We start from the raw sequence: 20,880 nt of genomic DNA on the forward strand, positions 1-20,880 counted from the left end.
TCCGATGACCCTCACCTCCGACGACCGGGCCCGGCTGGGCCTGCGCGAGTCCGCGACCTTCGACCGGGCCACCATCGCCGCGATCCAGCGAGCCGCCGAGACCGGCATCTACGACATCCGCGGCTGGGGCGCCAAACGCGCCCTGCCCCACTTCGACGACCTGCTCTTCCTGGGCGCCTCGGTGTCGCGCTACCCGCTGGAGGGCTACCGCGAGCGGTGCGGCACCGACGTGGTGTTGGGCGCGCGCAACGCCAAGTACCCCCTCCGGCTCGACATCCCGGTGACGATCGCCGGCATGAGCTTCGGGGCCCTCGGAGCCAACGCCAAGGAGGCCCTCGGCCGCGCGGCCTCGGCCACCGGCACCTCCACCACCACCGGCGACGGCGGCATGACCCCGGAGGAGCGCGGCCACTCCAAGACGCTGGTCTACCAGTACCTGCCCAACCGCTACGGCATGAACCCGGACGACCTGCGCCGTGCCGACGCCATTGAGATCGTCCTCGGCCAGGGCGCCAAGCCGGGCGGTGGCGGCATGCTGCTCGGCCAGAAGGTCTCCGAGCGGGTCGCCGGCATGCGGGACCTGCCCGCAGGCATCGACCAGCGCTCGGCCTCGCGCCACCCCGACTGGACCGGCCCGGACGACCTCACCATCAAGATCAACGAGATCCGTGAGATCACCGACTGGGAGAAGCCGGTCTACGTCAAGGTCGGCGCCTCGCGCACCTACTACGACGTCAAGCTCGCCGTGCACGCCGGCGCGGACGTGGTGGTGGTGGACGGCATGCAGGGCGGCACTGCCGCCACCCAGGACGTCTTCATCGAGCACGTCGGCATCCCGACCCTCGCCGCCGTTCCACAGGCGGTGCAGGCGCTCCAGGAACTCGGCGTCCACAAGAAGCCGGACGGCGTCCAGCTCATCGTCTCCGGCGGGATCCGCTCCGGGGCCGACGTCGCCAAGGCGCTCGCCCTCGGTGCCGACGCCGTCGCCATCGGCACTGCCGCGCTCATCGCGCTGGGCGACAACAACCCGAAGTACGCAGCGGAGTACGAGAAGCTCGGCTCGGCGGCCGGGTTCTACGACCAGTTCCAGGCGGGCCAGGACCCCGCGGGCATCACCACCCAGGACCCGGAGTTGCAACAGCGGCTCGACCCGGTCGAGGGCGGCCGCCGAGTCGCCAACTACCTGCGGGTACTCACCATGGAGGCCCAGACGATCGCCCGCGCCTGCGGCAAGGCCCATGTCACCCACCTCGAACCCGAGGACATGGTCGCCACCTCCATCGAGGCGGCCGCCATGGCCCGCGTCCCGCTCGCCGGTACCTCCTGGATCCCGGGACAGGGGTTCTGATGGCGACGAAGGCAGTGCTCGTCGGAGGCGGCCTGATCGGACTCTCGATCGCCCGGGCACTGACGCAGCGCGGACTCACCGACGTACTCGTCCTGGAGCGGCACCAGCTCACCGGCGGCGGCACCGGAAAGTCCAGCGGGATCGTACGCGCGCACTACGGCGTGCCCTCGATCGCCGCGATGGCGTGGCGGAGCATGCCGGTCTTCGAGGAGCTCGGCGACCGGGTCGGCTTCCGCCAGGTCGGCTACACCGTCATCGTCGGCGAGGAGAACGCCGGGCCGCTCAGGGCCAACACCGCCATGCACCAGGGCCTCGGCATCGACGTCGACCTGATCGACAACGACCGGCTGGCCGAGCTGTGGCCGATGATGGAGGTCGGCGACGTCGCGCTGGCGTCGTACGAACCGCGTGGCGGGTTCGCGGACGCCACTCAACTCGCCCTGCACTACGGGCAGGTGGCCCGCAAACACGGCGCGCGCATCCGGCAGAACACCCCCGTCGCCCGCATCCTCACCGCGGGCGACAAGGTGACGGGTGTGGAGCTCGACGGTGGTGAGGTGATCGACGCCGACCTGGTCGTCGTCGCCTCGGGCTGGTGGTCGGCGAAGCTGCTCGCCGACCTCGGGATCGACTTCCCGGTGGAGGCCTACCGCTCGGAGCTCCTCATCGTCGACGCCGGCGAGCCGCTGCCGAACCTCCCGGTCGTGTCCGACCTGGTGAGCCTGCAGTACTGCCGACTGGAGGGTGCGGGCCAGTTCCTCGTCGGCAACAGCGACCATGCCGACTTCCAGAAGAAGTTCGTCGACCCCGACAGCTACTCCAACATCGCCGGCGAGGCCAGTATCGAGAAGTACGCGGAGAAGGTGATGCACCGCTTCCCGGGCTTCCCCGACCCGTCGGTCACCCACACCTACGCCGGGGTGTACGACGTCCCGCCGGACTGGAACCCCGTGATCGCCCCGGTCGGAGGCGTCGACGGCCTGATCCTCTGCGCCGGGTTCGCCGGCCACGGCTTCAAGATCAGCCCGGCCGTGGGCGACCTCGTCGCCGACCTGGTGTTCGAGGGCGACAGCACCGACCCCGGCATCCCCGCCTCGGACTTCCGCCTCGAACGGTTCGCCGAGGGCAAACCGCTGAACAGCCTGCACCCTTATGTCGGTGCCGGCGAGATGCGGTGACGTGACCGGGATGCTCGACCCCTCCCGGGTGGCCCCGGCCCTCTGGCGCAACGGTGCCGGAGTCACCCGGGAGCTCGCGACCGGGACAGACGCGTCCGGCCGGGTCCTGTGGCGCATCAGCGTGGCCGATCTCGACCGCGACGCGCCGTTCTCGACGTTCCCGGGGCTCGATCGCCTCTTCATCGCGCTCGGCCCCCTTCGGCTGACGGTCGACGGGCGGCAGCAGCGGCTCGCGGCCCGCGACCAGGCACGGTTCGCCGGCGAGGCACCGGTCACGGTGGCCCTCGACACGCCCACCCGGGCACTCAACGTGCTGACGCGACGGGGCGCGTGCCGGGCGGAGGTGGCCGCGGCACTGCTGGTGGCCGAGGTGCGGTGCCTCGCCCGCGCCGTCCCGGACGCCCGGGCCACCGTCGGTCGGCTCGTGCCCGTGCCCGGTGGCACCAACGTCATCGCCTCCCGGGTGGACCTCTGGCTCGATGTACGCCATCCCGACGACGCCGTCACCCGCCATCTCGTCGACGAGATCGGGCGGGCCGCGCGCAAGCTCGCCACGCAGGAGGGCTGCACCGCGGAGATGACCGAGGAGTCCTTCAGCTCCACCGTCGACTTCGAACCACGGCTGCGCGACCGGCTCGCCGACGTGCTCGACACGGCGCCGCAGCTGGGCACCGGCGCCGGCCATGACGCCGACGTCCTCCAGGCCCTGTCGTCACATTCTCGTCTGCCCCGCGTCGGGCAGGAGCCTCGAACCGTCTCTGCTGGGCTGAGGTTCCTGCCTTCCGCAGAGGCCTGGATGGGGGCCTCAGTTGGTGCCGTCGGGGAAAGCGATCACGGAAAGGAAGCGGATCGGCAGGTCCACCAGGTCGACGGGGCCGTGGGCTCCCTCGCCGTCGAGGATCAGGGCGTCGCCCGGCTTGAGGCGGTAGACACTGCGTCCGTGGCCGTAGTCCATCACGCCTTCCAGCATGTATATGAACTCGGTGCCGGGGTGCTGGAAGAGTGGATAGGTCTGGCTCTTCGCGGTGAGAGCCACGAGCAGGCACTCGAGGCGCTTGTGCTCACCGCGAAGAGATCCGAGGAGCTTGTAGTCATGCCCCACCTGGCTGCCGCTGCGAACGATCGGTGTGCCTCGCCCGGCCTTCACATAGGAGACCGGGCGCTCGGCGTCGGCTCCGCGGAACAGTGAGGTCACCGGAATGTCGAGGCCTTTGGCCAGCAGGGAGAGCGTGCTCAGGCTGCACGAGGTCTGGGCATTCTCGATCTTGGAAAGCATCGCTTTGGAGATACCGACCTTGGCCGCCAGGTCGGTGACCGAATGCCCGCGCTGATGGCGCAGTTCACGCACGTTGCGGGCGATCGCTGCCTCGAGTTCGAGCGTCTCGATCGGCTCGTCGGCAGGGCGGTCGCGTGCCGTGCCGACGTTGCGCAGCAGCTGGTTCGAATCTTCTCCCATAAGTAAACCCTAACGTCACAGCGTCCACTGCCAGTGACCGCGGCTCAGCCGGCTCGTACCGGAACGGGAGCCGCCAGCACTACGGCCGACGAGGCCGATCAAGGTGCGGACACGGCGGCCGCCGCCTCGAAGAGTGCCCGCTGGAACAACCGCGCGGCCGGGGTGAGCGTCCGTGGTTCGGCGACGTACATCACGGTGGTCGGGCAGGAGTCGATCCGGGCCACTCGGACCGACGAGGGCATGAATGACGTGACCGACTCCGGCAGCAGCGTGAAGCCCACGCCCGCGGCGACGAAGCCGAGCGCCGTCTCCTGGTGGACGACGCGGGTCCGCATGCGGGGGAACGGCATACCGTTGAAGATCGGCCTGATCTCCGCCACAAAGCCGGGCATGTCTCTGGCGGGGAAGAAGATCAGCGGTTCGCGTGCCAGGTCCTCGGCGCTGACGAGCTCGTTCGCGGCCAGTGGATGGTCCTTCGGCAGGCAGGCGACGATCTGTTCTTCGTAGAGTCTCCTGGTCTGCAGGTCGAGGGCGCCTGCTTCGCCCCGCACGATGCCGATGTCGATCGTTCCCTCGTGCACTCTTTCCACCTGCTCGGCGCTGGTGAGCGGTACGAGGTCGATGTCGAGGTCCGGTGCCTGCTCACGGGTGCTGCGGACGGCGTGGGGCAGGATCGAGTAACTGGCCGAACTCGGGAAGCCGACCCGGAGGCGCCCTGCCCGACCGGCCGCGACTTGTTCCAGGTCTGCCGTCGCCTGGTCGACCTGCTCCAGGATTGCGACGGCGCGGCGGTAGAACTCGGCGCCCACCGCCGTCAGTTGCACGCATCGACGTCCGGGCGGTGGGCGGACGGGCGGCCTGCGGGCAGGGAAGGCGCGGGTACGCACTGACGACGGCCGGGAGTTCGGGGGCACCGACGAAACACCCGGCGTACGCCGATGAGTTGACGGACGCTCTGGCCAGGTCGCAAGCGAGGGGCGCCTCGTCCGGCGGGAAAAGATCTTCGACAGCCTGGGAGACGATCTCTGCGCAAGAGTGCATCGTCCCCGGTCAGAGAGTTCCGTCGGTGCGCCGTTCGTCGCGGACACGGTCGTGGTCGCCTCCGGGCCCTGGCTGCCCGGCCTCGGGCTGTCCCGTCATCCTGCCGCCCTTGCGGGTGACCCAGCAGCAGGTCTTCCACTTCCGGCAGCAAGATCCGGACGTGCCGTTGCCGGTGCTGGTCTCCAAGGACGCGACCCCACAGGTCTTCGGCCTGCCGTCGGGCAGCGACGGGGCCCGCTGCCCGCGGTCAAGGTCGCCGAGCCCGACCGAGGCACCCCCACCACGGCCCGCACCCGCGACGGGGTCGTCGACCCGGCCTCGCGCACGCGCGTCGGTGGCTTCGTCCTCGACCGGCTGCCGGGACTCGGCCCCGAGCCGGTCACCGAGGCCGGCTGCCTCTACCGCATCACCCCCGACGAGGACTTCGTCCTCGACCGGCACAGCCCCCTGGCCATCGTGTCGCCCTGCTCGGGGCACGGCGCCGGGTTCGCCCGGCTGATCGGGGCGATGGCAGCCGACCTGGCCCCGGGCCGGGCCGCATCCCCGGTTCCGGCTGGACCGGGGAGCCTGGGCAGTGACCGAAACTCGCCCTTAATCCGGCGCTTGAGCGTCCGTAACACCCGATCGGTCTACTGCAGTGAAACTTCGTTTCCTTCTGTGGGCCGGCTGTCTGTAGGACCCACCGATCCACTCCGCGGAGCGTGCGCATGGACACCGGAAGTACCGCCTGGATGCTCGCGAGCACGGCACTCGTCTGTCTGATGGTGCCGGGCGTCGCGCTCTTCTACGGCGGCATGGTCGCCGCCAAGAGCGTCCTCAACATGATCATGATGACGTTCGGGGCCGTGGCCCTGGTCGGCTGTATCTGGGTCGTCTACGGTTACTCGGCCGCGTTCGGCGACTCGATAGGCGGGGCCGGGATCCTCGGTGACGTCACCGAGTACTTCGGCCTGAGCGGCATCATCAACGACGACCCGAAGGCCGTCATCCCGCTCTCGGTCTTCGCCGCCTTCCAGGCGCTGTTCGCGGCCCTGACCGCCGCCCTGATCTGCGGCGCGATCTCGGACCGCATCAAGTTCGGGGCCTGGATGGCCTTCACGGGAATCTGGGTCACCCTGGTGTATCTCCCGGTCGCGCACTGGGTGTTCGCATTCGACGGCGACAACGTCGTCGGCGGCTGGATCGTCAACAAGCTCGGCGCAATCGACTACGCGGGCGGCACGGCCGTGCACATCAACTCGGGTGCGGCGGCCCTCGCCGTGATCCTCGTCCTCGGCAAGCGCATCGGCTGGAAGAAGGAGGGCGGCGCGGAACGCCCGCACAACTTGCCCCTGGTGATGCTCGGTGCGGGCCTGTTGTGGTTCGGCTGGTTCGGCTTTAACGGCGGCTCCGCGCTCACCTCGTCCAACGCCGCCTCCGTCGTCGTACTGAACACCTTCACCGCGACCTGCTCAGCGATGCTCGGCTGGCTCGTCGTGGAGAAGCTGCGCGACGGCCACGCGACCAGTCTCGGCGCTGCGTCGGGCGCGATCGCCGGGCTCGTCGCCATCACCCCGTCCTGCGGGGCCGTCTCGCCGCTCGGCGCGCTGCTGCTGGGCGCGATCGGCGGCGCGGTGTGCGCGCTGGCCGTCGGCCTCAAGTACCGGCTCGGCTACGACGACTCCCTCGACGTCGTCGGCATCCACCTGGTCGGCGGCATCACCGGAACGCTGCTCGTGGGCGTCCTGGCCACCTCCGAAGCCCCCAACGGCGTGGACGGCCTGTTCTACGGCGGCGGACTCGGCCTCCTCGGCAAGCAGGCGGTGGGTGCCATCGCCGTACTGCTGTACTCCTTCGGCGCCACCTGGTTGATCGCCAAGGCCCTCGACAAGACCATGGGCCTGCGCGTCCGCCCCGAAGTCGAGGAGGGCGGCGTGGACGTCCACCTGCACGCCGAGAGCGCCTACGACCTCCTCCACCACATGGCCACCGATTCAGCGCCCGCCGTCTCCTCATCTCCAACGCTCTAGCCTGACCAGCTCGTCGTGATGAACACGGGCCGCATAGAACAGGCCGGACCGCCCGACGAGGTGTTCAACACTCCCGCCACCGAATTCGTTGCAACATTCCTCGGCGGAATGAACATGCTCCCCAGCAGCGGCGCACTTTCAAACAACACGCACCCGGCCGCGCGCATCGGAATCCGCCCTGACGACATCCACCTCGGCCAGGGTCCGGACTCTGCCGTGCGATTCGAGGGCACCGTCATGATGAGTGAATTGCACGGACGCGACCGGCTCGTGCATCTCGGCGTCGACACGCAAATGATCCGTCTGCGCGTCCCCGCAGCGATCGTGCCGCACGGTCGAGTCACCGCTCATGCCGACATCACCGCACTGCACTACTTCGCTGACGACGGATCACGTCTGGCCCCTTAGACACACCCCACCAGGCCCCCGACCACCTCCAAGCCCAGCCTGCTCCAGCCGCCACGCTGCCCGCCGCACCCGCGCCAACACACGCTGCACGCACCGGTTCAACCACTACCCCCCCAGAGGCGGTACTTCTGCCAGAACATCCCGCCCTCCGGGGGCACTTCGCCGATACCGGCGCCCGCTGTGTGAACGACGGCGATATTCCCCAGTCCGAACTCCGCGGAATTGGCCATGGGGAACGCGGAGTCGTCGTAGTTGGCGCCGAGCAGCTCGGACGCCCGGGCGCCTGTGGACACCCAGAAGGCCACCAGAGCCCGGTCCCGATGGGAGCGGAGCTGGGCGAACACCTCGTTGAACTTCTCGTCCGGAATGCACCGTGGCACCCGCTGAACGTGCCGCGGGCGGTATAGCCCTGAGCGTGCGTTGCGGTAGAGATTCATTAGGTTGTGGTGGGCGTTGGCTCTGGTACCGCGTCGGACCAGCGGGAACGGGTTGACCATCGGTCCCGACCCGGCATCGCGGTGGAAGTCGTAGAAGCCGCGGAGCACGCTTTCGCTGTGGCCGCGGGTGGCCGGGGCGTACTTGCGGCCCGGTCCGGCCTTGCCTGTCACCGGATTCGGGACCGCCGCGGCGGCATGAGCGCCGGCACGTTTCGGCTTGTCGCTGATCTGGATCCAGCGCGAGAAATCACGGGCCTCGTCCCGGGTCGCCTGTTCCCACGGCGCCTCGACCGCCCACAGGAACCGGAACCAGCGCAGCATACCCATCCCGCACGAACGCTGCGTCGTCGCGGGCCGTCCGATGCCCTGCAGGTCCTTCAGGTACACCGCGACCGGCTCGGCAACCGTGCCTGCTGAATCAAGCAGCCGGTACGGCTCCCACACATCGCCGGTCTCCAGGAGCGAGCCGACTCGTGGTACGTCGAGCGAGCGCAGATCCGGGCTTTCTCCATGTCTCTCGATCACGAGCCGGGACCATAGCCACCCGCTGCGCAGACTGTCCTCTGAACTGCGCAAACACTCCCGGTAGTTCAGTCAACAGGTAAACACCCTGATGCTCCAGAACATGCTCGCCGACCCCGAATGGGCCGACGTGCTGACCGATGAGGACAAGCGGGCCCTGACCCCGCTGTTCTGGATGCACATCCATCCAACCGTACGGCGAGGTGCGGCTGAACATGGGCAGCCGCCTCCAGCTCGCCGCCCCCACCCCGCAGGACCCGGACCCTGAGCCGGAGCCCGCCGCGGCTTGATGCGATATCAGTGCCCGGCGCCACACTGGCCTCCTCGCCGACCAGCAGGGGGCCAGCGGTGCGCGGCGGCGGGACCCGCCCAATGCCTGGCGTGGGGCGGCAAGTACGAGAAACCGTTGCGCCGGACCAGCAGCGCACCCGCTAACCGGACAAGCCGCCCAGATAAGTAAAAACCCGCCCAGTAAGTTACTAGTGGGTTACTTGTCACTTGATATGCCGCTCGTTAAGGGCGCCCCGAGATAGGTGATGTCGCCGACGTGCTTCGTGTTCGGCTCGCTTGCCGTGACGTCGCGGCCGACGAGGTCCGGGGCCTTCGCCGAGGCCGGGTCCGCGGTCGGTGCCCTTCCTCTCGTAGCGTAGCGGTACCCGGGGCGCCCGGCCTGACCTGGGACTATTGAGCCCCGGGTACCCCAGCGGTACCATGAGCGCATGGGAGCACTCAATGTGGAATTTTCCGACGCGGACCTTGAAGACCTCCGGGAGGTCGCCCGGTCCCGCGGTATGACCCTGAAGGCATTCGTGCGGGAATCCACCCGCGATGCGATCGCCCATCAGCGGGCCCTGAAGGCCGCGGCGGACGAGTTCCAGCGGGTCTTCACCGACCCTGCGCTGACGGACGCCATCGCCGCCGCGGGCATCGACGACGGTCCGGCGTCCGGTGCGATGGGCAGGGCCGCCTGAATCCATGGCACCCCTCGTCCACATCGATGTGCGCTGGCTCCTGCAGCAGCACGAGAAGGCACTGGCCGACCAGCCTCACATCAGCGACTTCTCGGCACTCGTGGCGGCCGTGGCCCGGCACCGCGTCGACCCACCCCGTCTCGGCGTCGACCCCGACGCGTCCTGGCGCGCCGCCGCTCTGCTGCAGACCCTGCTCCTGCTGCGGCCGCTGCCGTCCCTCAACGTCCGCTATGCGTGCGCGGTCACGATCGCCTACATGCATGCCTGCGGCGAGGGGATCGACTCCCCCTACGGCGAACTCGTCGAACTGTGCAAAATCCTCATGTCGGGCAAGGAAGATGTTTTCGGTGCCGCCGAGAAGATCCGTTCCTGGCGCATCTGACCGCCGCGGCCCGCACCGGCCACTGGTCCACAGCGCGGTCGGCTGTTCGCCGGACGGTCCGCCAGAAGATCCGACGGGCCGTCATGAAGCGTCGAGTTCGACGAGTGTCATACGTCGGCGAGTGCGGCTTGGGCGATGTCTGCCGCGTCCTCGCGAAGATCGAGCCGCAGCAGCGTCGACGAGATCTCCACGACTGCGTTCGTGCGCGGGCACGGGACGCCGATCAGGTCGCCGAGCGCGGCCATCGGGGCGAGGCCATGGCGTACGTCCTGGTCGAGGAAACGGCAGTGAAGCTGTTGTGGCAGCCGCGAGTGGGTGAATGCGGGAAACGTCGAGAGCGCATCCCGCAGAGTTGAGCCGGTGAGGCCCTGGTCTCCGTAATACGTGACGAAGTGCTCAAGAACCGGAACATCGGGGAGGCCGAGCTTGTCAAGGACGCGGAGTCGTTCCTCGTCAACGGCGTTGATGAGTTCTGACACGGAGGGTGTCAGCGCGTCACGGAACAGGGTCGTCTCGATCTGGCGCTCGATGTTTGTCGCGTTGAGTACGGCGACAGGCGGATGAAGGAGCGGATTGGTGTTGGACAAGGAGGACCGGAGGCGGTCCGTGGCCGTCCCGTCGGGCACGATACGACGGAGCACATCGATCACGTCGGGCTCCGGTTGCCCCGGTACACCAACGAGCAGGCCCCGTTTGACCGCGCGGATCGTCATCACGGAGCCCCGCATTTCCCCGAGAACCGGGTAGCCGGCCGCGTCGGCGACGACGGTCGGCAGGACGCCGTGTTGCCGGCAGAGCGACTCGACGAGAATCGGACCGCTCAGACCGCAGGCGGCCACCACGACCACTCGATCGGTCAGGATCGGCGCCCATGCTTGGATCGTGGCCGGTAGCGTCTCGGGTGTATCGATGATCAGGACGCCTTCCACCTCGTCCTCCGGGGTGCTTTCCAGTCGGCCGACGGTTTGACGTGTTGATGGGTTGGAGAGAACGGCGACCTCGTACTCGGTTGTGTCGAGGCATGTGGTGGCGACCGTCTCGCCAAGCGTGGCTAGGTAGGCGGCGGCAGAGAGCCGCTGGTGCGACTCCCCGATGACAGCGATACTCATCAGGTCTCCAGGGTGTGTGCTCATGGAGGCGGGCAGGCGATGACACCGAGGCGATGACACCGACGCAGAGGCCGTCGAAGAGGCGGCGGCGACACGGATGGTGCGCCCCCGGCGTCGGCCCCCTGCGAGCAGGTGGGCGAGATATGTCTGCGCCGGGCGGCCAAGGGCTGGTCAGGCCGGTCGTCAGGGCGAGCCGAGCGCGATCACGGCGGAGCCGCTCGAACAGCGGTAGCCGCCCCCGGCCGAGAGCCGTGCGCGCTGTGCGGCGGCTCGGGGAAACGGTCCGGCCGTCGGACCGGCGCCGCCCCCCCCGAGCCGCCCTTGCCCCGGCCCGTTGCAGGCGGTCGGCGCGATCGCCGACGCGGCCGGACAGCGGACTCACGTGTGCGTCGGACGCAGGCCGTCGCGGTCGGGCCGGAAGGGTGCCAGGAGCGGGTGGACCGTACCGGTGAGGATCTCCTCGGTGAGGAGCTTGGCGATGATTCCCGCGAGGGTTACGCCGCTGTGGGTGACGGCTTCGTAGTAGCCGGGTATCGATGCGAGGCCGCCGACGCTGGGCCAGCCGTCCTGTGGGACGGGGCGCCAGCCCACGCGGGCATCGCGCAGTTCCGCGGCGGCCAGCTCGGGCACGATGTCGGCGGCGCGTCGGCACAGATCGTCGATGTGCTGGTCGTGCGGGTAGCCGTCGGGGGACAACTGGGCGTCGACGGCTCGGCTGTGCAAGAGGACCTGTCGTGGTCCGTCGGGCCGGATCTCGATGCCGGGCGCGTGCATGGTGTGCCGGACCGGCACCGGGTCGCAGTACAGCCGGGCGACGAGCCCGGGTTCGTCACGCAGGGGCAGTCGGCGCCCGGCCATGTCGGCCAGGTGATGGGCGTTCGCCCCGGCCGCGTTGATGACCGCGTCGACGCCGTGGCTGGTGTCGCCTACGACGACGGCGGCGACCCGCCCGCCGCGCACCGTGAGGGAGCGGACCGGTTTGCCGAGCGCCGGGACGGCGCCACAGGTCACCGCGGCGCGCAGCAGCCGCCTGGCCATGGCCGGGGCGTCGATGGCCGGCTCGTCCGGGGTGTGCAGGACGGGATGTTCCGGCCCGGCGAACCGGACGGACGGTTCCAAACTGGCGCTCGCCTCGGCAGGGTTGAGAAGTTCGGCCGGGTACCCGCGTGATCGCAGCCGCGTGTACCGGTCTCGCAGCGCCTCGGTCTCCGGCTGGGTATCGGCCCACTGAAGGTGGCCGGAGGCCAGAGTCCAGTCCCCCTGCAGTTGTTTCGAGATCAGCCGGTGTTCGTCCAGGCCCGCCACCCGGAGAGCGAAGTAGTCTTCCGACGCGGCGCTGCTGGCGTTGGCCCAGGCGAGGCTTGCCCCGGTGGCGGCCGCACCGGGCTGGCTCACGTCGACGACGAGGACGTCGGCGCCCGCTTCCGCGAGCCGCCACGCGACGGCGGTTCCGACAATGCCGGCGCCGAGGACTGCGACCTTCACGTGTGTTTCCTTTCGTTCGTGACCGGCGTGCCGATGGTGGCCGGCGGTTCGCCCGCTCCGGCGTACAGCAGGTCAAGTTCGTTGTCACTGATGTCGGTAGAGGGCCGGTCCAGGACGAGGTGCCCGCCGCGCATGCCGAGGATCCGGTCGGCATAGCGCTTGGCGGCGTCTACCTGGTGCAGGGTGCAGACGACCGTGGCCCCGGTCTCGGTGGCCAGATTCCACAGCAGGTCCATCACTTCGGTGGCGGCCCGCGGATCGAGGCTGGCGATCGGTTCGTCGGCGAGGATGAGGCGCGGGCGCTGCATGAGCATGCGCGCGATGGCGACGCGCTGCTGCTGTCCACCTGACAGGGTGCTGGCGCGCCGCTGGGCAAGGTGGGCCAACCCGACCCGGTCGAGGCATTCGTACGCGAAATCACGCTCTGCGCCCGGGGCGGTGGCGGGCCACCACGACCGGATGCCGCCCCGCCCGAGTGCGCCGTGCAGGACGTTCGCGAACACCGTGCTGTATCCGACCAGGTCATGGGTTTGCCATACGAAGCCGACCTCGCGCCGCAGCGCCCGCAGTCCGTGCGCGTCCAGGGTGGTGACCGGGTGAGCGCCGATCGTCACGGTCCCGGCGGTCGGCTGCTCCAGGCGTACCAGACAGCGGAGCAGTGTTGATTTCCCGGATCCGTTCGGGCCCAGCAGCACGACACGTTGGCCTGGCCTGATGGTGAGTGAGACCTGCCGGATGGCGGAGACATCACCGTAGGTCTTGGCCAGTTCCGTCACCTCGATGGGCATCCCGGTGACCTCGGCGCCGGGGAGGCCACCGTCGGGGTGTGCCGCGTCGGGAGTGGTCACGGGATCGGGGGCGGTCATCGGGGACATCCTGCGGTCACGTCCGAGACGGGAGCTGCTGACATTGGCGGCATGGGCCCATTCCTTTCGGCACGCTCCCGGGCCTGCGGGCGCGTCACAGGATCCGCCTGCGGACCGCGGCGGAGACCCGCTCGACAGCGATGACGACGACGAAGATGATGATCACGATGGTCAGCGCCTGCTGATACTGGAACAGTTGCATGTCCGTGGACAGGTCGATGCCGATCCCGCCCGCGCCGACCAGGCCCAGCACGACGGCGGACCGCACCGCCTTCTCCAGCGCGAACATGCTGGTGGCCACAAACGACGGAAGGACGGCGGGTACGACGCCGCAGACGATCACGGCCGGGGTGTGGGCGCCCGTGGCGCGCAGCGCCCGCAGGGGTGCCGGGTCGAGTTCCTCGACCCGTTCGGCGAACAGCCGGCCGCAGTACCCGATCGTGTCGACGGCGATCGCACAGATGCCGGCCGCGGGTCCCAGCCCGACCGCGACCACGAACACCAGACCCCAGACCAGGTCCGGGATGGCCCGCAGTGATGTGACCAGCGAGCGCACGGTGGCGGCCAGGGGTGCGGGGCTGAGGTTCCGTGCTGCCAGCACCGCGACCGGGAGGCTGGCCACCGCACCGAAGACGGTGCCCACGATGGCCATCTCGATGGTCTGCCCGGTGGCGGAGGCGACGGTCCGGCCCTGCTCGAGCACCGGCGGGAACGCCTTGCCCAGGAAGTTGACCAACCCCGGGGCCCCGGAGACGAGCGTGCTGGGGTTCAGGCCGCTCCAGACGATTCCCCAGACGAATCCCCCCAGGACCACGACCGCCACGACGAGCAGGAACGGTGACGTCCTGGGCAGACGAGGCGGCGGGTGACCCGCCTGGCGCTGCGCCCGGTCGGTCATGCTGAGTGACATCCGGTTGCTGCCTTCCACATCAGGAGGGGATCTTCGCGAGGTTCGGGTATCCGTCCTGACGGTATGCCTGGCGGATCATGTCGAAGTCCTTGTCGGTGACCGGGATGATCTTCGATTCGGCGTAGCTGCTCACATAGATGCCCCCGGCTGCCTGGATGGACTTCATGATCGCGGCGCTGTTGGCGGACAGTTCGCTCTTGATGCGGTTGCGCAGCGATGCGGAGAGCCGGGGGTTGGCGATGATGAGGTTGGGCGGGAACATCGGGCTTCGCGCGATGACGGGCGCCTGCTGGGGTGTGAGGCCGCCGAGCTTCAGCAGGGCCGCGTATCCGGCCGGGTAGGTGGCGACCGCGTCCACCTTGTGCCCGAGGAACGCGGCTGCCTGATTGCTGCTCAGCGGTTGGGTCGTGACGGTGCTGCCGGGCTTCAGTCCGGCGTCGAGGAGCATTTTCAGCGGGTAGACGTATCCGCTCGTGGAGCCGGGATCGGTCAGGCCCACGGCCTTGCCCTTCAGTTGGGCCAGCGAGGTGATCGCGCTGCCGCCGTGCACGACCCACAGGGTCCGGTAGCCGGGCTGGCTGAGACCGACGACCGGCAGTGTGCCGGACTCCGCGCGGAGGGCGACGTACTCGGCGGGGCCGGCCATGACCAGGTCCAGATGGTTGGACTCGATCGCCGCCGCGGCGGCCGTCCGGTCGGCGACCGGGAACAGCTTCACCGGCATGTGCAGAATCTTCGTCAGCTTGGCCTGTAGCGGGCCGAACTGCTTCTGGAGCTGTTGGGAGCCTTCTACGCTGGAGATGGCCAGCGTCAGAGTGGCGGGGTTGTCGACGGATGAACTGGCCGTTTTGGTCGAACTGCCGCACGCGGCCAGCAGTCCGGTGAGGATCAAGACATGGACGAGCAAGAGGATGGGCGACTTACGCACGCCGAATGCTCCGGTCATCGGTCCAGGCTCCATTTCTTGGCTGGACAGTTCGGGGCGACGGGGCGGGGTGCCTCCGAGCCCGGTGTCCCAGCTCGGGACTTCTTCGGAATTTATCCGGCATAAATGAACCCACAGATAAGACGGGCCACACCCGGATGAACTTTTCGTATTGCGGTGAATTCTTGGGGGAGGGGCGATCCAGAACGCCTGGCCGTGTTGGACACGGCGCGGAGAACCGTTGAGGAAACCGGAGCCGCGGATCACGCTGGCCGTATGGGCAGGTCAGCGACGGTCGCGGAGGTGTTCACGGAGGCGTTCAAGGAGCCGCGTAGTCAGTGAGTCCGCGGAGAAAGTGGAGAAAGTAAAGCGCACAAGCTCATGGAGGAGGAGTTCATCAGGCTCGTGGACGGCGGCATGGTCACGCCTTTCCTACGAGTCGAGGAAACCCTTGAACCGGCGCGTCCGTCTGGAATGCGCATTGAGTACTTCGGTAAATTGACTCAGGCTGCCAAGGGAATACTCGGAGGCGAGTCAAGTCGCAGAAGAAGTTGAACTGGTCTTTCCCTCGATAATTCTTGGCGGCATCGTTGCCCGCCCGATCTCATACTGTCTTCCCGCTCGGACTGGACGCGTCCGGCGCACCCGCCATTCCCTGCGGCCGTGGAATGCCCCAGAGCCGCAGGTACCCTCTCACGGCCCGACGTCCTCGGTCGGCGCCATCCCGGTTGTCAACGCCGGGGGCACGGTCTTGGTCGGCCGCACCCGCAGGACCCGGATCAGCAGTTGGGACAGTGCCAGCCAGCCGGCCAGGACCGCGCCGAGCGCGACGGTGCCGCCGGGCCAGTCCAGCGGTTGCCGGTCCGGCTGGAAGGTGCCGAGTCCTTCGACGCACCAGAACATGCCGAACGTCGACAGCAACACGGCGACGCCGTACTTCAGGGTGTTCTCCGGAACCTTCGTCAACGGTCCGTGCGCCACCACCGCCGCGGCCGCGACGATGACTGTCGCCAGCAGCGCCGCACCCGTGGCCACCGGAACATCGCCTGCCCTCAGACCGAAGGTGATGACGATGAACACCACCTCGACGCCCTCCAGGAAGACGCCCTTGAGGCTCACTATGAATGCGAAGTAGTCCAGTCCGAGGAAGGACCGTTCGCCCGCCTGGCGAGCCAGGGCACTTTGTTTCTCGAAGATCTCCGCCTCGTCGTGCAGATCCTTCCGTCCGGACGAACGCAGGATCGCCTTGCGCATCCACTGCAACCCGAAGATCAACAGGAGTGCTCCGATCGCGAGTTGCAGGGCGGCCTCGGGCAGCCATGTGACCACCGCGTAACCCGTAACGAGCGCGAAGGCGATCACCGATGCCAGGCCAACCACGGTGCCGGCGATCGCTGACCGCCAGCCGCGGGTCATACCCATCGCGACGACGATGGTGACGGCCTCCACCGCCTCCACGAGACACGCCAGGAACACGGCGACAGCCAGTGCCCAGACAGCCCCGGTACCAACAGACATAACCTGTCCTCTCACCTCACGCCGACGATGACGCGAGAAACGAACATCACGTGCGGACGCTAACAGCTGATACATCTAGTGTCTATGGGTCGTTACATTCATGCGCTGTCGTCCGGGCGACTCGACATGGGTGGTGTCCTCGTGCGTCTGGCGCGCGACCATCACGAAGAGGCCGTGCGCGCACGACAGTGGTGTGGAGTGAGGGGCCCGGACGGTGCCGCCGCGGCGCGGAGTGGCTGGACGGTGGCAGAACGTGCCATCGCATCCGATCGCCACGGCAGGAGGCCCGGTGAGCATGCGCACCGGGATGACTCCGCTGCTTCAACCGTTAGGGCGGCGGAGTATTCTCCGTTCAGAATCTGTTCGAACGGCTGACACCCGTCGCCTGTCGTTCATGGGGGCGAGGGCGGGGGCCGCTCCGGGCATGATCCATGCCCTGGCGTCGAGTACCGGGCGCATGCACCCGGCACGGATAAACAAGGACGAGCGTATGAACGAAGCTCCTGAGTGGCTGGTGCTGATCTATCGGGTCCCGCCGGAACCCTCTCGTCTCCGGGCGGCGGTGTGGCGTCGCCTCAAGGGACTGGGGGCCCTGTACTTGCAGAACTCGGTTGCCGCTCTACCGACCAGTCCCGCGGCGGAACGGGCGCTGCGATCACTGCGCAAGGACATCCTGGACATGGGTGGCACTGCCTCGTTGCTCAGTTCCCGGGTCATCGCGGGCGCTTCTGATGTCGTCGCCGCCTTCAACGCCACCCGGGACGACGAGTACGAGGAGATCATCGACAAGTGCGATGACTTCCGAGCGCAGGTGAAAAAGGAGTACGAAGCCAACCATTTCACCTACGCCGAACTCGAAGAGAACGAGGAGGATCTGCACAAGCTGCAGAAGTGGTTCGCGAAGGTCGTCGATCGTGACGTCCTGGGTGCCGCTCAGCGCAATGCGGCCGAGGAAGAGCTGAAGTCCTGCGTGCAGGTCCTCGAAGACTATGCCAACCGGGTGTTCCGCGAGGAGGACAAGGACTGAGACCGGTCACGGCACCCGGCAGTTGACGATCGCAGCGCGCCTGTTCGCACGCTGGGCGCGCTGCCTTCGGCTGACGCCGGTTTCTGCCGGCGTCAGTTCTTCCGTGTGTCGATCAGCATGGTCGCGGTGAAACCGGCGCCGAACAGGACTCCCAGCAGCGGCGGGAGCAGTGCGACACCGCCGACGCCGTTCAGCACGGCCACGGCGCCGACCATGAGCACCATAAGCACAGCCGCGGCGATCTTCCAATCGTCACCGATGACGAAGTCGTACCAGAATCCAGCGAACGCCCGAATAAAGGCCATGCTCAACTCCCCTCACCAATGGGCTCGATCACGGAACCGACGGACGCCGGCGCAGTGGCCTGGCCAGGAACACCCCGTAACGGTCCGAGTAAGTAGAGAGTAACGACCGTTAGATCTCACGTCAAACAGTCGATCCCATGCTTGGGTGACGCGTGTCCGATCGCATGGTCACGGAGATGATGTCGGCCCGCTTGCCGACCTGGAGTGCACCGCGGTCGCCGAGTTCAGCGGCGCGGGCGGGAGCGGAGGAGGCCGACGAGACAGAGCCGAATTCGACCAGCCTCATCACCAATCGCTCCCGTGCTGCCGCCCCCGCTCGCAGGGGCGGGGCCGACTCCGAGCGCGCGGCGTCCGGTGGTCGGGCGTGGCTTCGGCTCGGTGGCCGGTGCGGCGGGCAGACGTTCGGCGGCGAGCTGGGCGCGGGATGTGGGCGGCAGCCCGGCGTCTGGCGCGTGGGGCAGGTCGGCTCGGCGGGGTCCAGTGCCCAGTGGGCGGCGGTCGGTCCCGAGTAGGCGGGAGGGCATCTGCCAGTTCCACACGGTCCAGCCGATGCCTACCGCGAGCGCGAGGCTGGCGACCGCGATGGCCACCCGGCGCATCCGGATCAACCGAGTGTGCTCGAGCTGGCTTGCGCTCAAGCCTCGCGGCGTCGATCCGTAACTGGCCCCAGCTGATCATCTGCTCCAAGGCGGTGCCGGTGGCGTTTGACGTACTTGGGTACCTCGGCCGCCATGGCGGCCGGAACCTTGAAGGTCGACTCGAGGCCTTCGAAGGAGGTGGCGAGGGTGAACACGCTGGTCTGGCGTCCGAGTGTCGCCGGATCGTGGACCGGGCTCGGAACGAGGGTCTGCAACTGACCGGTGAGGGTGGGCTGTTGCAGCAGCTGACCAAGCGGGTCCTGGAGTCCGCCCTGGAGGGCGAGATCACCGACCACGTCGGCTACGAGAAGCACGATCCGGCCGGGAAGAACAACGGCAACAGTCGCAACGGCACGCGGTCCAAGACTGTGCTGACCGATGTCGGGCCGGCCGAGGTGAAGGTGCCGCGTGATACCGCCGGCAGCTTGGTCACCGCGCCCGGCGGGCGTGCGGGAACCGTCATCAGGAGGGGCTGGGTGTGGAGGACTTCTTCGCGCGGGTCGAGACCCGTAGCCATCCCGGGCCGCCGGGACTTGCACTGGCTGGTCCTTTCTCCGGAGCCGCTGGCTCGGGAGTACCTGTACGAGCCGTACTGTAGGTTCGCATTTCGCGTGTCCCTTTCTCATTGACCATGGCCTTTGTCCGACCCAAAGGACAGCGTGATGAGACGAACTCCTGTCTGATCGTTCACTCGTCGTAGTGCTGATCCCGGTCTCGATCTATGCAGCGCCCCTCTCCGGTCTGATCGTGGAGACGTCGCAGCTGATCGAGACCGGGATTTCTGCTCCCCGCTCTCGCTGCCCGGGGGTGGGGTATGTCGCGTGTGGTCGGCGAAGTCTCGATGAGTCTCCGTCGTACGGACGGGGAGATCGACGAGGACCTGGTCTGGCCGGACACCGGAGCCGACGTGTTCGAGCCGTCGAGAGCGGCACGGCCGCCCTGTTCGCTCAGCGCGCCCTGGACTGCGTCTTGCAATGTGAGACGCACATCTTGGTCATCGACGATCTGCACTTTTTGAAGTGGCATGACCGCAACGGCACCGAGGTCAGCAACCACTTCAAGTACATCGCGAACGGGTTCCCGGTCACGATCATCTTCATCGGTGTCGAGCTGGCGGACCGCGGCCTGTACTCCGAGACCAACTCCCGCGGCAACATCACGCTCGCCCAGACCGCTCGGCGCACCACCCCGCTGACGATGGAGCCGTTCACCATCACCAACGACAAGCACCGCATCGAGTGGCGCAGCATGCTGCTCGCCCTGGAAAGCGGATCGTGCTGTGCCGGAAGTTTCCCGGCATGCTCGCCGACGAGTTGTCCGACTACCTCTACATCCGTACCACCGGACACATCGGCTCGCTGATGACACTGATCAACCGGGGCTGTCAGCGTGCCGCCCGCACTGGCACCGAACTCCTCAATGAAGAACTCCTCGACTAGGTCAAGCTGGACGCGGCGGCGGAGCGGGCGCGCAAGGCGCTCGCGAAGAAGTTCGCCCGCGGACGGATGACTACCAAGGCCCGTTCCCGCTTCGGCGTCTGCGGCCGTAATGCGCAATCTTCCCTGTCGGTGCTCGCCGACATGAAGGGCATCGCCCGCCGCATCCTGTTCCATATGCCGTCGTACCGGATATCCCGTCTCGTCCCGGATGAACCGGTCCAGGCGCACCTGCGCGCCGGGGAGCACAACAGCAGCCTCAGCAGCGCCAAGCGGCGCGCGCCGGTCGACCCCGGACGGGCGGCCCCGGCGTACGTGGCGACGGCCGCCGCGGGCGCCACCGCCGCCTGGAGCATCCTCGGGCAAGCCGACTGCCGCCAGGCAGCTCCACGGATGCGGGAGCTGCACGAGGCCTTCGTGGAGCGCGGCTACTGGGCCAGCCCCACCGTGACCCGTGCCTGGGGCCGCCACACCAGTCCGGTGCTGGAATCCGTCCACCTGGCGGCGGTCGCGTCGGCCCTGTGGCCGAACGCTGCGCTGCGCTACCGCACCGCCTTGCCCACCCCGTCGATGCCGACCACCACGCCCTCCCAGGTGACCGCCCGGGCTCGCAAGACCCCTGGCGCCGTCTGGCCGCTGTGGGCTGTTCGCCTCAACCCCGTCCCCCAGGTGCGCGACCACCTCGCCGCCTCGCTCGCGGCGAGCCTGCTGCTGTGAACAGCCGGATCGAACTCACCGCGGCCGCCAAGGAACTCGGAGACGTCATCGACCAGCCCATCCTGACGCACACGCTGCAGGCGCTGCGTGACGACGTCCGCTACGAAGGGATCCAGCTTGCCCTGATCCGCCTGACCGCCTACCTCGACAGCCACGACGTACCTATCGACTACGCGCGGCGGCGGCGCCTTG

20 protein-coding genes and 2 pseudogenes are annotated in these 20,880 nt (G+C 68.3%); 11 read left to right on the forward strand and 11 right to left on the reverse strand.

Annotation, left to right across the window (positions count from 1 at the left end; genetic code table 11):
* Nucleotides 1-4 precede the first annotated feature (4 nt).
* The 3 genes and pseudogenes from ABT245_RS13250 to ABT245_RS13260 form a co-directional block, all read left to right on the forward strand.
* A complete protein-coding gene (locus tag ABT245_RS13250) occupies nt 5-1,348 on the forward strand; it encodes an FMN-binding glutamate synthase family protein (RefSeq protein ID WP_351732642.1) in 1,344 nt (447 codons plus the stop codon).
* Nucleotides 1,348-2,526 carry an NAD(P)/FAD-dependent oxidoreductase gene (locus ABT245_RS13255; protein WP_351732645.1) on the forward strand — a complete coding sequence of 393 codons (1,179 nt, stop codon included), beginning with the start codon at nt 1,348-1,350 and terminating at the stop codon, nt 2,524-2,526. Before ABT245_RS13250 ends, ABT245_RS13255 begins: the two co-directional genes overlap by 1 nt.
* A gap of 10 nt (nt 2,527-2,536) precedes the next feature.
* Nucleotides 2,537-2,878: pseudogene (locus ABT245_RS13260) on the forward strand (HutD/Ves family protein); the annotation flags it as partial.
* Nucleotides 2,879-3,331: 453 nt separating this feature from the next.
* On the opposite strand, the gene ABT245_RS13265 reads toward ABT245_RS13260, so the two are convergent.
* The 3 genes from ABT245_RS13265 to ABT245_RS13275 all read right to left on the reverse strand — a co-directional run bounded on the left by ABT245_RS13265 (nt 3,332) and on the right by ABT245_RS13275 (nt 5,464).
* A complete protein-coding gene (locus ABT245_RS13265; RefSeq protein ID WP_351732648.1) occupies nt 3,332-3,982 on the reverse strand; it encodes a helix-turn-helix domain-containing protein in 651 nt (216 codons plus the stop codon).
* Between the two features lie 98 nt (nt 3,983-4,080).
* Complete coding sequence (locus ABT245_RS13270) at nt 4,081-4,806, reverse strand: LysR family substrate-binding domain-containing protein (RefSeq protein WP_351732650.1); 726 nt, start codon at nt 4,804-4,806, stop codon at nt 4,081-4,083.
* A gap of 226 nt (nt 4,807-5,032) precedes the next feature.
* On the reverse strand, nt 5,033-5,464 hold the full coding sequence (locus tag ABT245_RS13275; RefSeq protein WP_351732653.1) for a hypothetical protein: 432 nt from the start codon (nt 5,462-5,464) through the stop codon (nt 5,033-5,035).
* A 266-nt stretch (nt 5,465-5,730) separates the two neighbouring features.
* On the opposite strand from ABT245_RS13275, the gene ABT245_RS13280 reads away from it, so the two are divergent.
* The gene (locus ABT245_RS13280; protein ID WP_351732655.1) at nt 5,731-7,032 is read left to right on the forward strand and encodes an ammonium transporter; all 1,302 of its coding nucleotides are present in this window, start codon (nt 5,731-5,733) and stop codon (nt 7,030-7,032) included.
* An 18-nt stretch (nt 7,033-7,050) separates the two neighbouring features.
* The gene (locus ABT245_RS13285) at nt 7,051-7,440 is read left to right on the forward strand and encodes a TOBE domain-containing protein (RefSeq protein ID WP_351732930.1); all 390 of its coding nucleotides are present in this window, start codon (nt 7,051-7,053) and stop codon (nt 7,438-7,440) included.
* 98 nt (nt 7,441-7,538) lie between these two features.
* On the opposite strand, the gene ABT245_RS13290 is transcribed toward ABT245_RS13285, so the two are convergent.
* On the reverse strand, nt 7,539-8,402 hold the full coding sequence (locus tag ABT245_RS13290) for a site-specific integrase (RefSeq protein WP_351732658.1): 864 nt from the start codon (nt 8,400-8,402) through the stop codon (nt 7,539-7,541).
* A gap of 716 nt (nt 8,403-9,118) precedes the next feature.
* Here ABT245_RS13290 and ABT245_RS13295 point away from each other — a divergent pair.
* The gene (locus tag ABT245_RS13295; RefSeq protein WP_351732660.1) at nt 9,119-9,370 is read left to right on the forward strand and encodes a hypothetical protein; all 252 of its coding nucleotides are present in this window, start codon (nt 9,119-9,121) and stop codon (nt 9,368-9,370) included.
* A 4-nt stretch (nt 9,371-9,374) separates the two neighbouring features.
* A complete protein-coding gene (locus tag ABT245_RS13300) occupies nt 9,375-9,752 on the forward strand; it encodes a toxin Doc (RefSeq protein WP_351732663.1) in 378 nt (125 codons plus the stop codon).
* A gap of 107 nt (nt 9,753-9,859) precedes the next feature.
* Here ABT245_RS13300 and ABT245_RS13305 read toward each other — a convergent pair whose 3' ends face one another.
* The 6 genes from ABT245_RS13305 to ABT245_RS13330 all read right to left on the reverse strand — a co-directional run bounded on the left by ABT245_RS13305 (nt 9,860) and on the right by ABT245_RS13330 (nt 16,565).
* On the reverse strand, nt 9,860-10,861 hold the full coding sequence (locus ABT245_RS13305) for an NAD/NADP octopine/nopaline dehydrogenase family protein (RefSeq protein ID WP_351732666.1): 1,002 nt from the start codon (nt 10,859-10,861) through the stop codon (nt 9,860-9,862).
* A 378-nt stretch (nt 10,862-11,239) separates the two neighbouring features.
* Nucleotides 11,240-12,346, reverse strand: a complete 1,107-nt coding sequence (locus ABT245_RS13310; RefSeq protein ID WP_351732668.1) for an NAD(P)/FAD-dependent oxidoreductase — start codon at nt 12,344-12,346, stop codon at nt 11,240-11,242.
* Nucleotides 12,343-13,212, reverse strand: coding sequence for a phosphonate ABC transporter ATP-binding protein (locus ABT245_RS13315; RefSeq protein WP_351732671.1), 870 nt, complete (start codon nt 13,210-13,212; stop codon nt 12,343-12,345). Before ABT245_RS13315 ends, ABT245_RS13310 begins: the two co-directional genes overlap by 4 nt.
* Nucleotides 13,213-13,306: 94 nt before the next feature.
* A complete protein-coding gene (gene phnE, locus ABT245_RS13320) occupies nt 13,307-14,122 on the reverse strand; it encodes a phosphonate ABC transporter, permease protein PhnE (RefSeq protein ID WP_351732674.1) in 816 nt (271 codons plus the stop codon).
* Between the two features lie 19 nt (nt 14,123-14,141).
* On the reverse strand, nt 14,142-15,068 hold the full coding sequence (phnD, locus tag ABT245_RS13325) for a phosphate/phosphite/phosphonate ABC transporter substrate-binding protein (protein WP_351732676.1): 927 nt from the start codon (nt 15,066-15,068) through the stop codon (nt 14,142-14,144).
* A gap of 672 nt (nt 15,069-15,740) precedes the next feature.
* Entirely contained in the window at nt 15,741-16,565 is an 825-nt protein-coding gene (locus ABT245_RS13330; protein WP_351732678.1) for a COG4280 domain-containing protein, read from the reverse strand.
* Nucleotides 16,566-17,055: 490 nt separating this feature from the next.
* On the opposite strand from ABT245_RS13330, the gene ABT245_RS13335 reads away from it, so the two are divergent.
* The gene (locus ABT245_RS13335; RefSeq protein ID WP_351732680.1) at nt 17,056-17,592 is read left to right on the forward strand and encodes a Chromate resistance protein ChrB; all 537 of its coding nucleotides are present in this window, start codon (nt 17,056-17,058) and stop codon (nt 17,590-17,592) included.
* Between the two features lie 92 nt (nt 17,593-17,684).
* Here ABT245_RS13335 and ABT245_RS13340 read toward each other — a convergent pair whose 3' ends face one another.
* Nucleotides 17,685-17,897 carry a hypothetical protein gene (locus ABT245_RS13340; protein ID WP_351732683.1) on the reverse strand — a complete coding sequence of 71 codons (213 nt, stop codon included), beginning with the start codon at nt 17,895-17,897 and terminating at the stop codon, nt 17,685-17,687.
* Between the two features lie 799 nt (nt 17,898-18,696).
* Between ABT245_RS13340 and ABT245_RS13345 the strand changes: the two are divergent.
* From ABT245_RS13345 to ABT245_RS13355, 3 genes and pseudogenes are all read left to right on the forward strand, one after another.
* Nucleotides 18,697-18,960: pseudogene (locus ABT245_RS13345) on the forward strand (transposase); the annotation flags it as partial.
* Between the two features lie 565 nt (nt 18,961-19,525).
* Nucleotides 19,526-19,897: a hypothetical protein gene (locus ABT245_RS13350; protein ID WP_351732685.1), complete on the forward strand. Its 372-nt coding sequence runs from the start codon at nt 19,526-19,528 to the stop codon at nt 19,895-19,897.
* A 143-nt stretch (nt 19,898-20,040) separates the two neighbouring features.
* The gene (locus tag ABT245_RS13355) at nt 20,041-20,688 is read left to right on the forward strand and encodes a hypothetical protein (RefSeq protein ID WP_351732688.1); all 648 of its coding nucleotides are present in this window, start codon (nt 20,041-20,043) and stop codon (nt 20,686-20,688) included.
* Nucleotides 20,689-20,880: the final 192 nt, after the last annotated feature.

This window comes from Streptomyces sp. NPDC001508, from assembly GCF_040298665.1.
GTDB lineage: Bacteria > Actinomycetota > Actinomycetes > Streptomycetales > Streptomycetaceae > Streptomyces.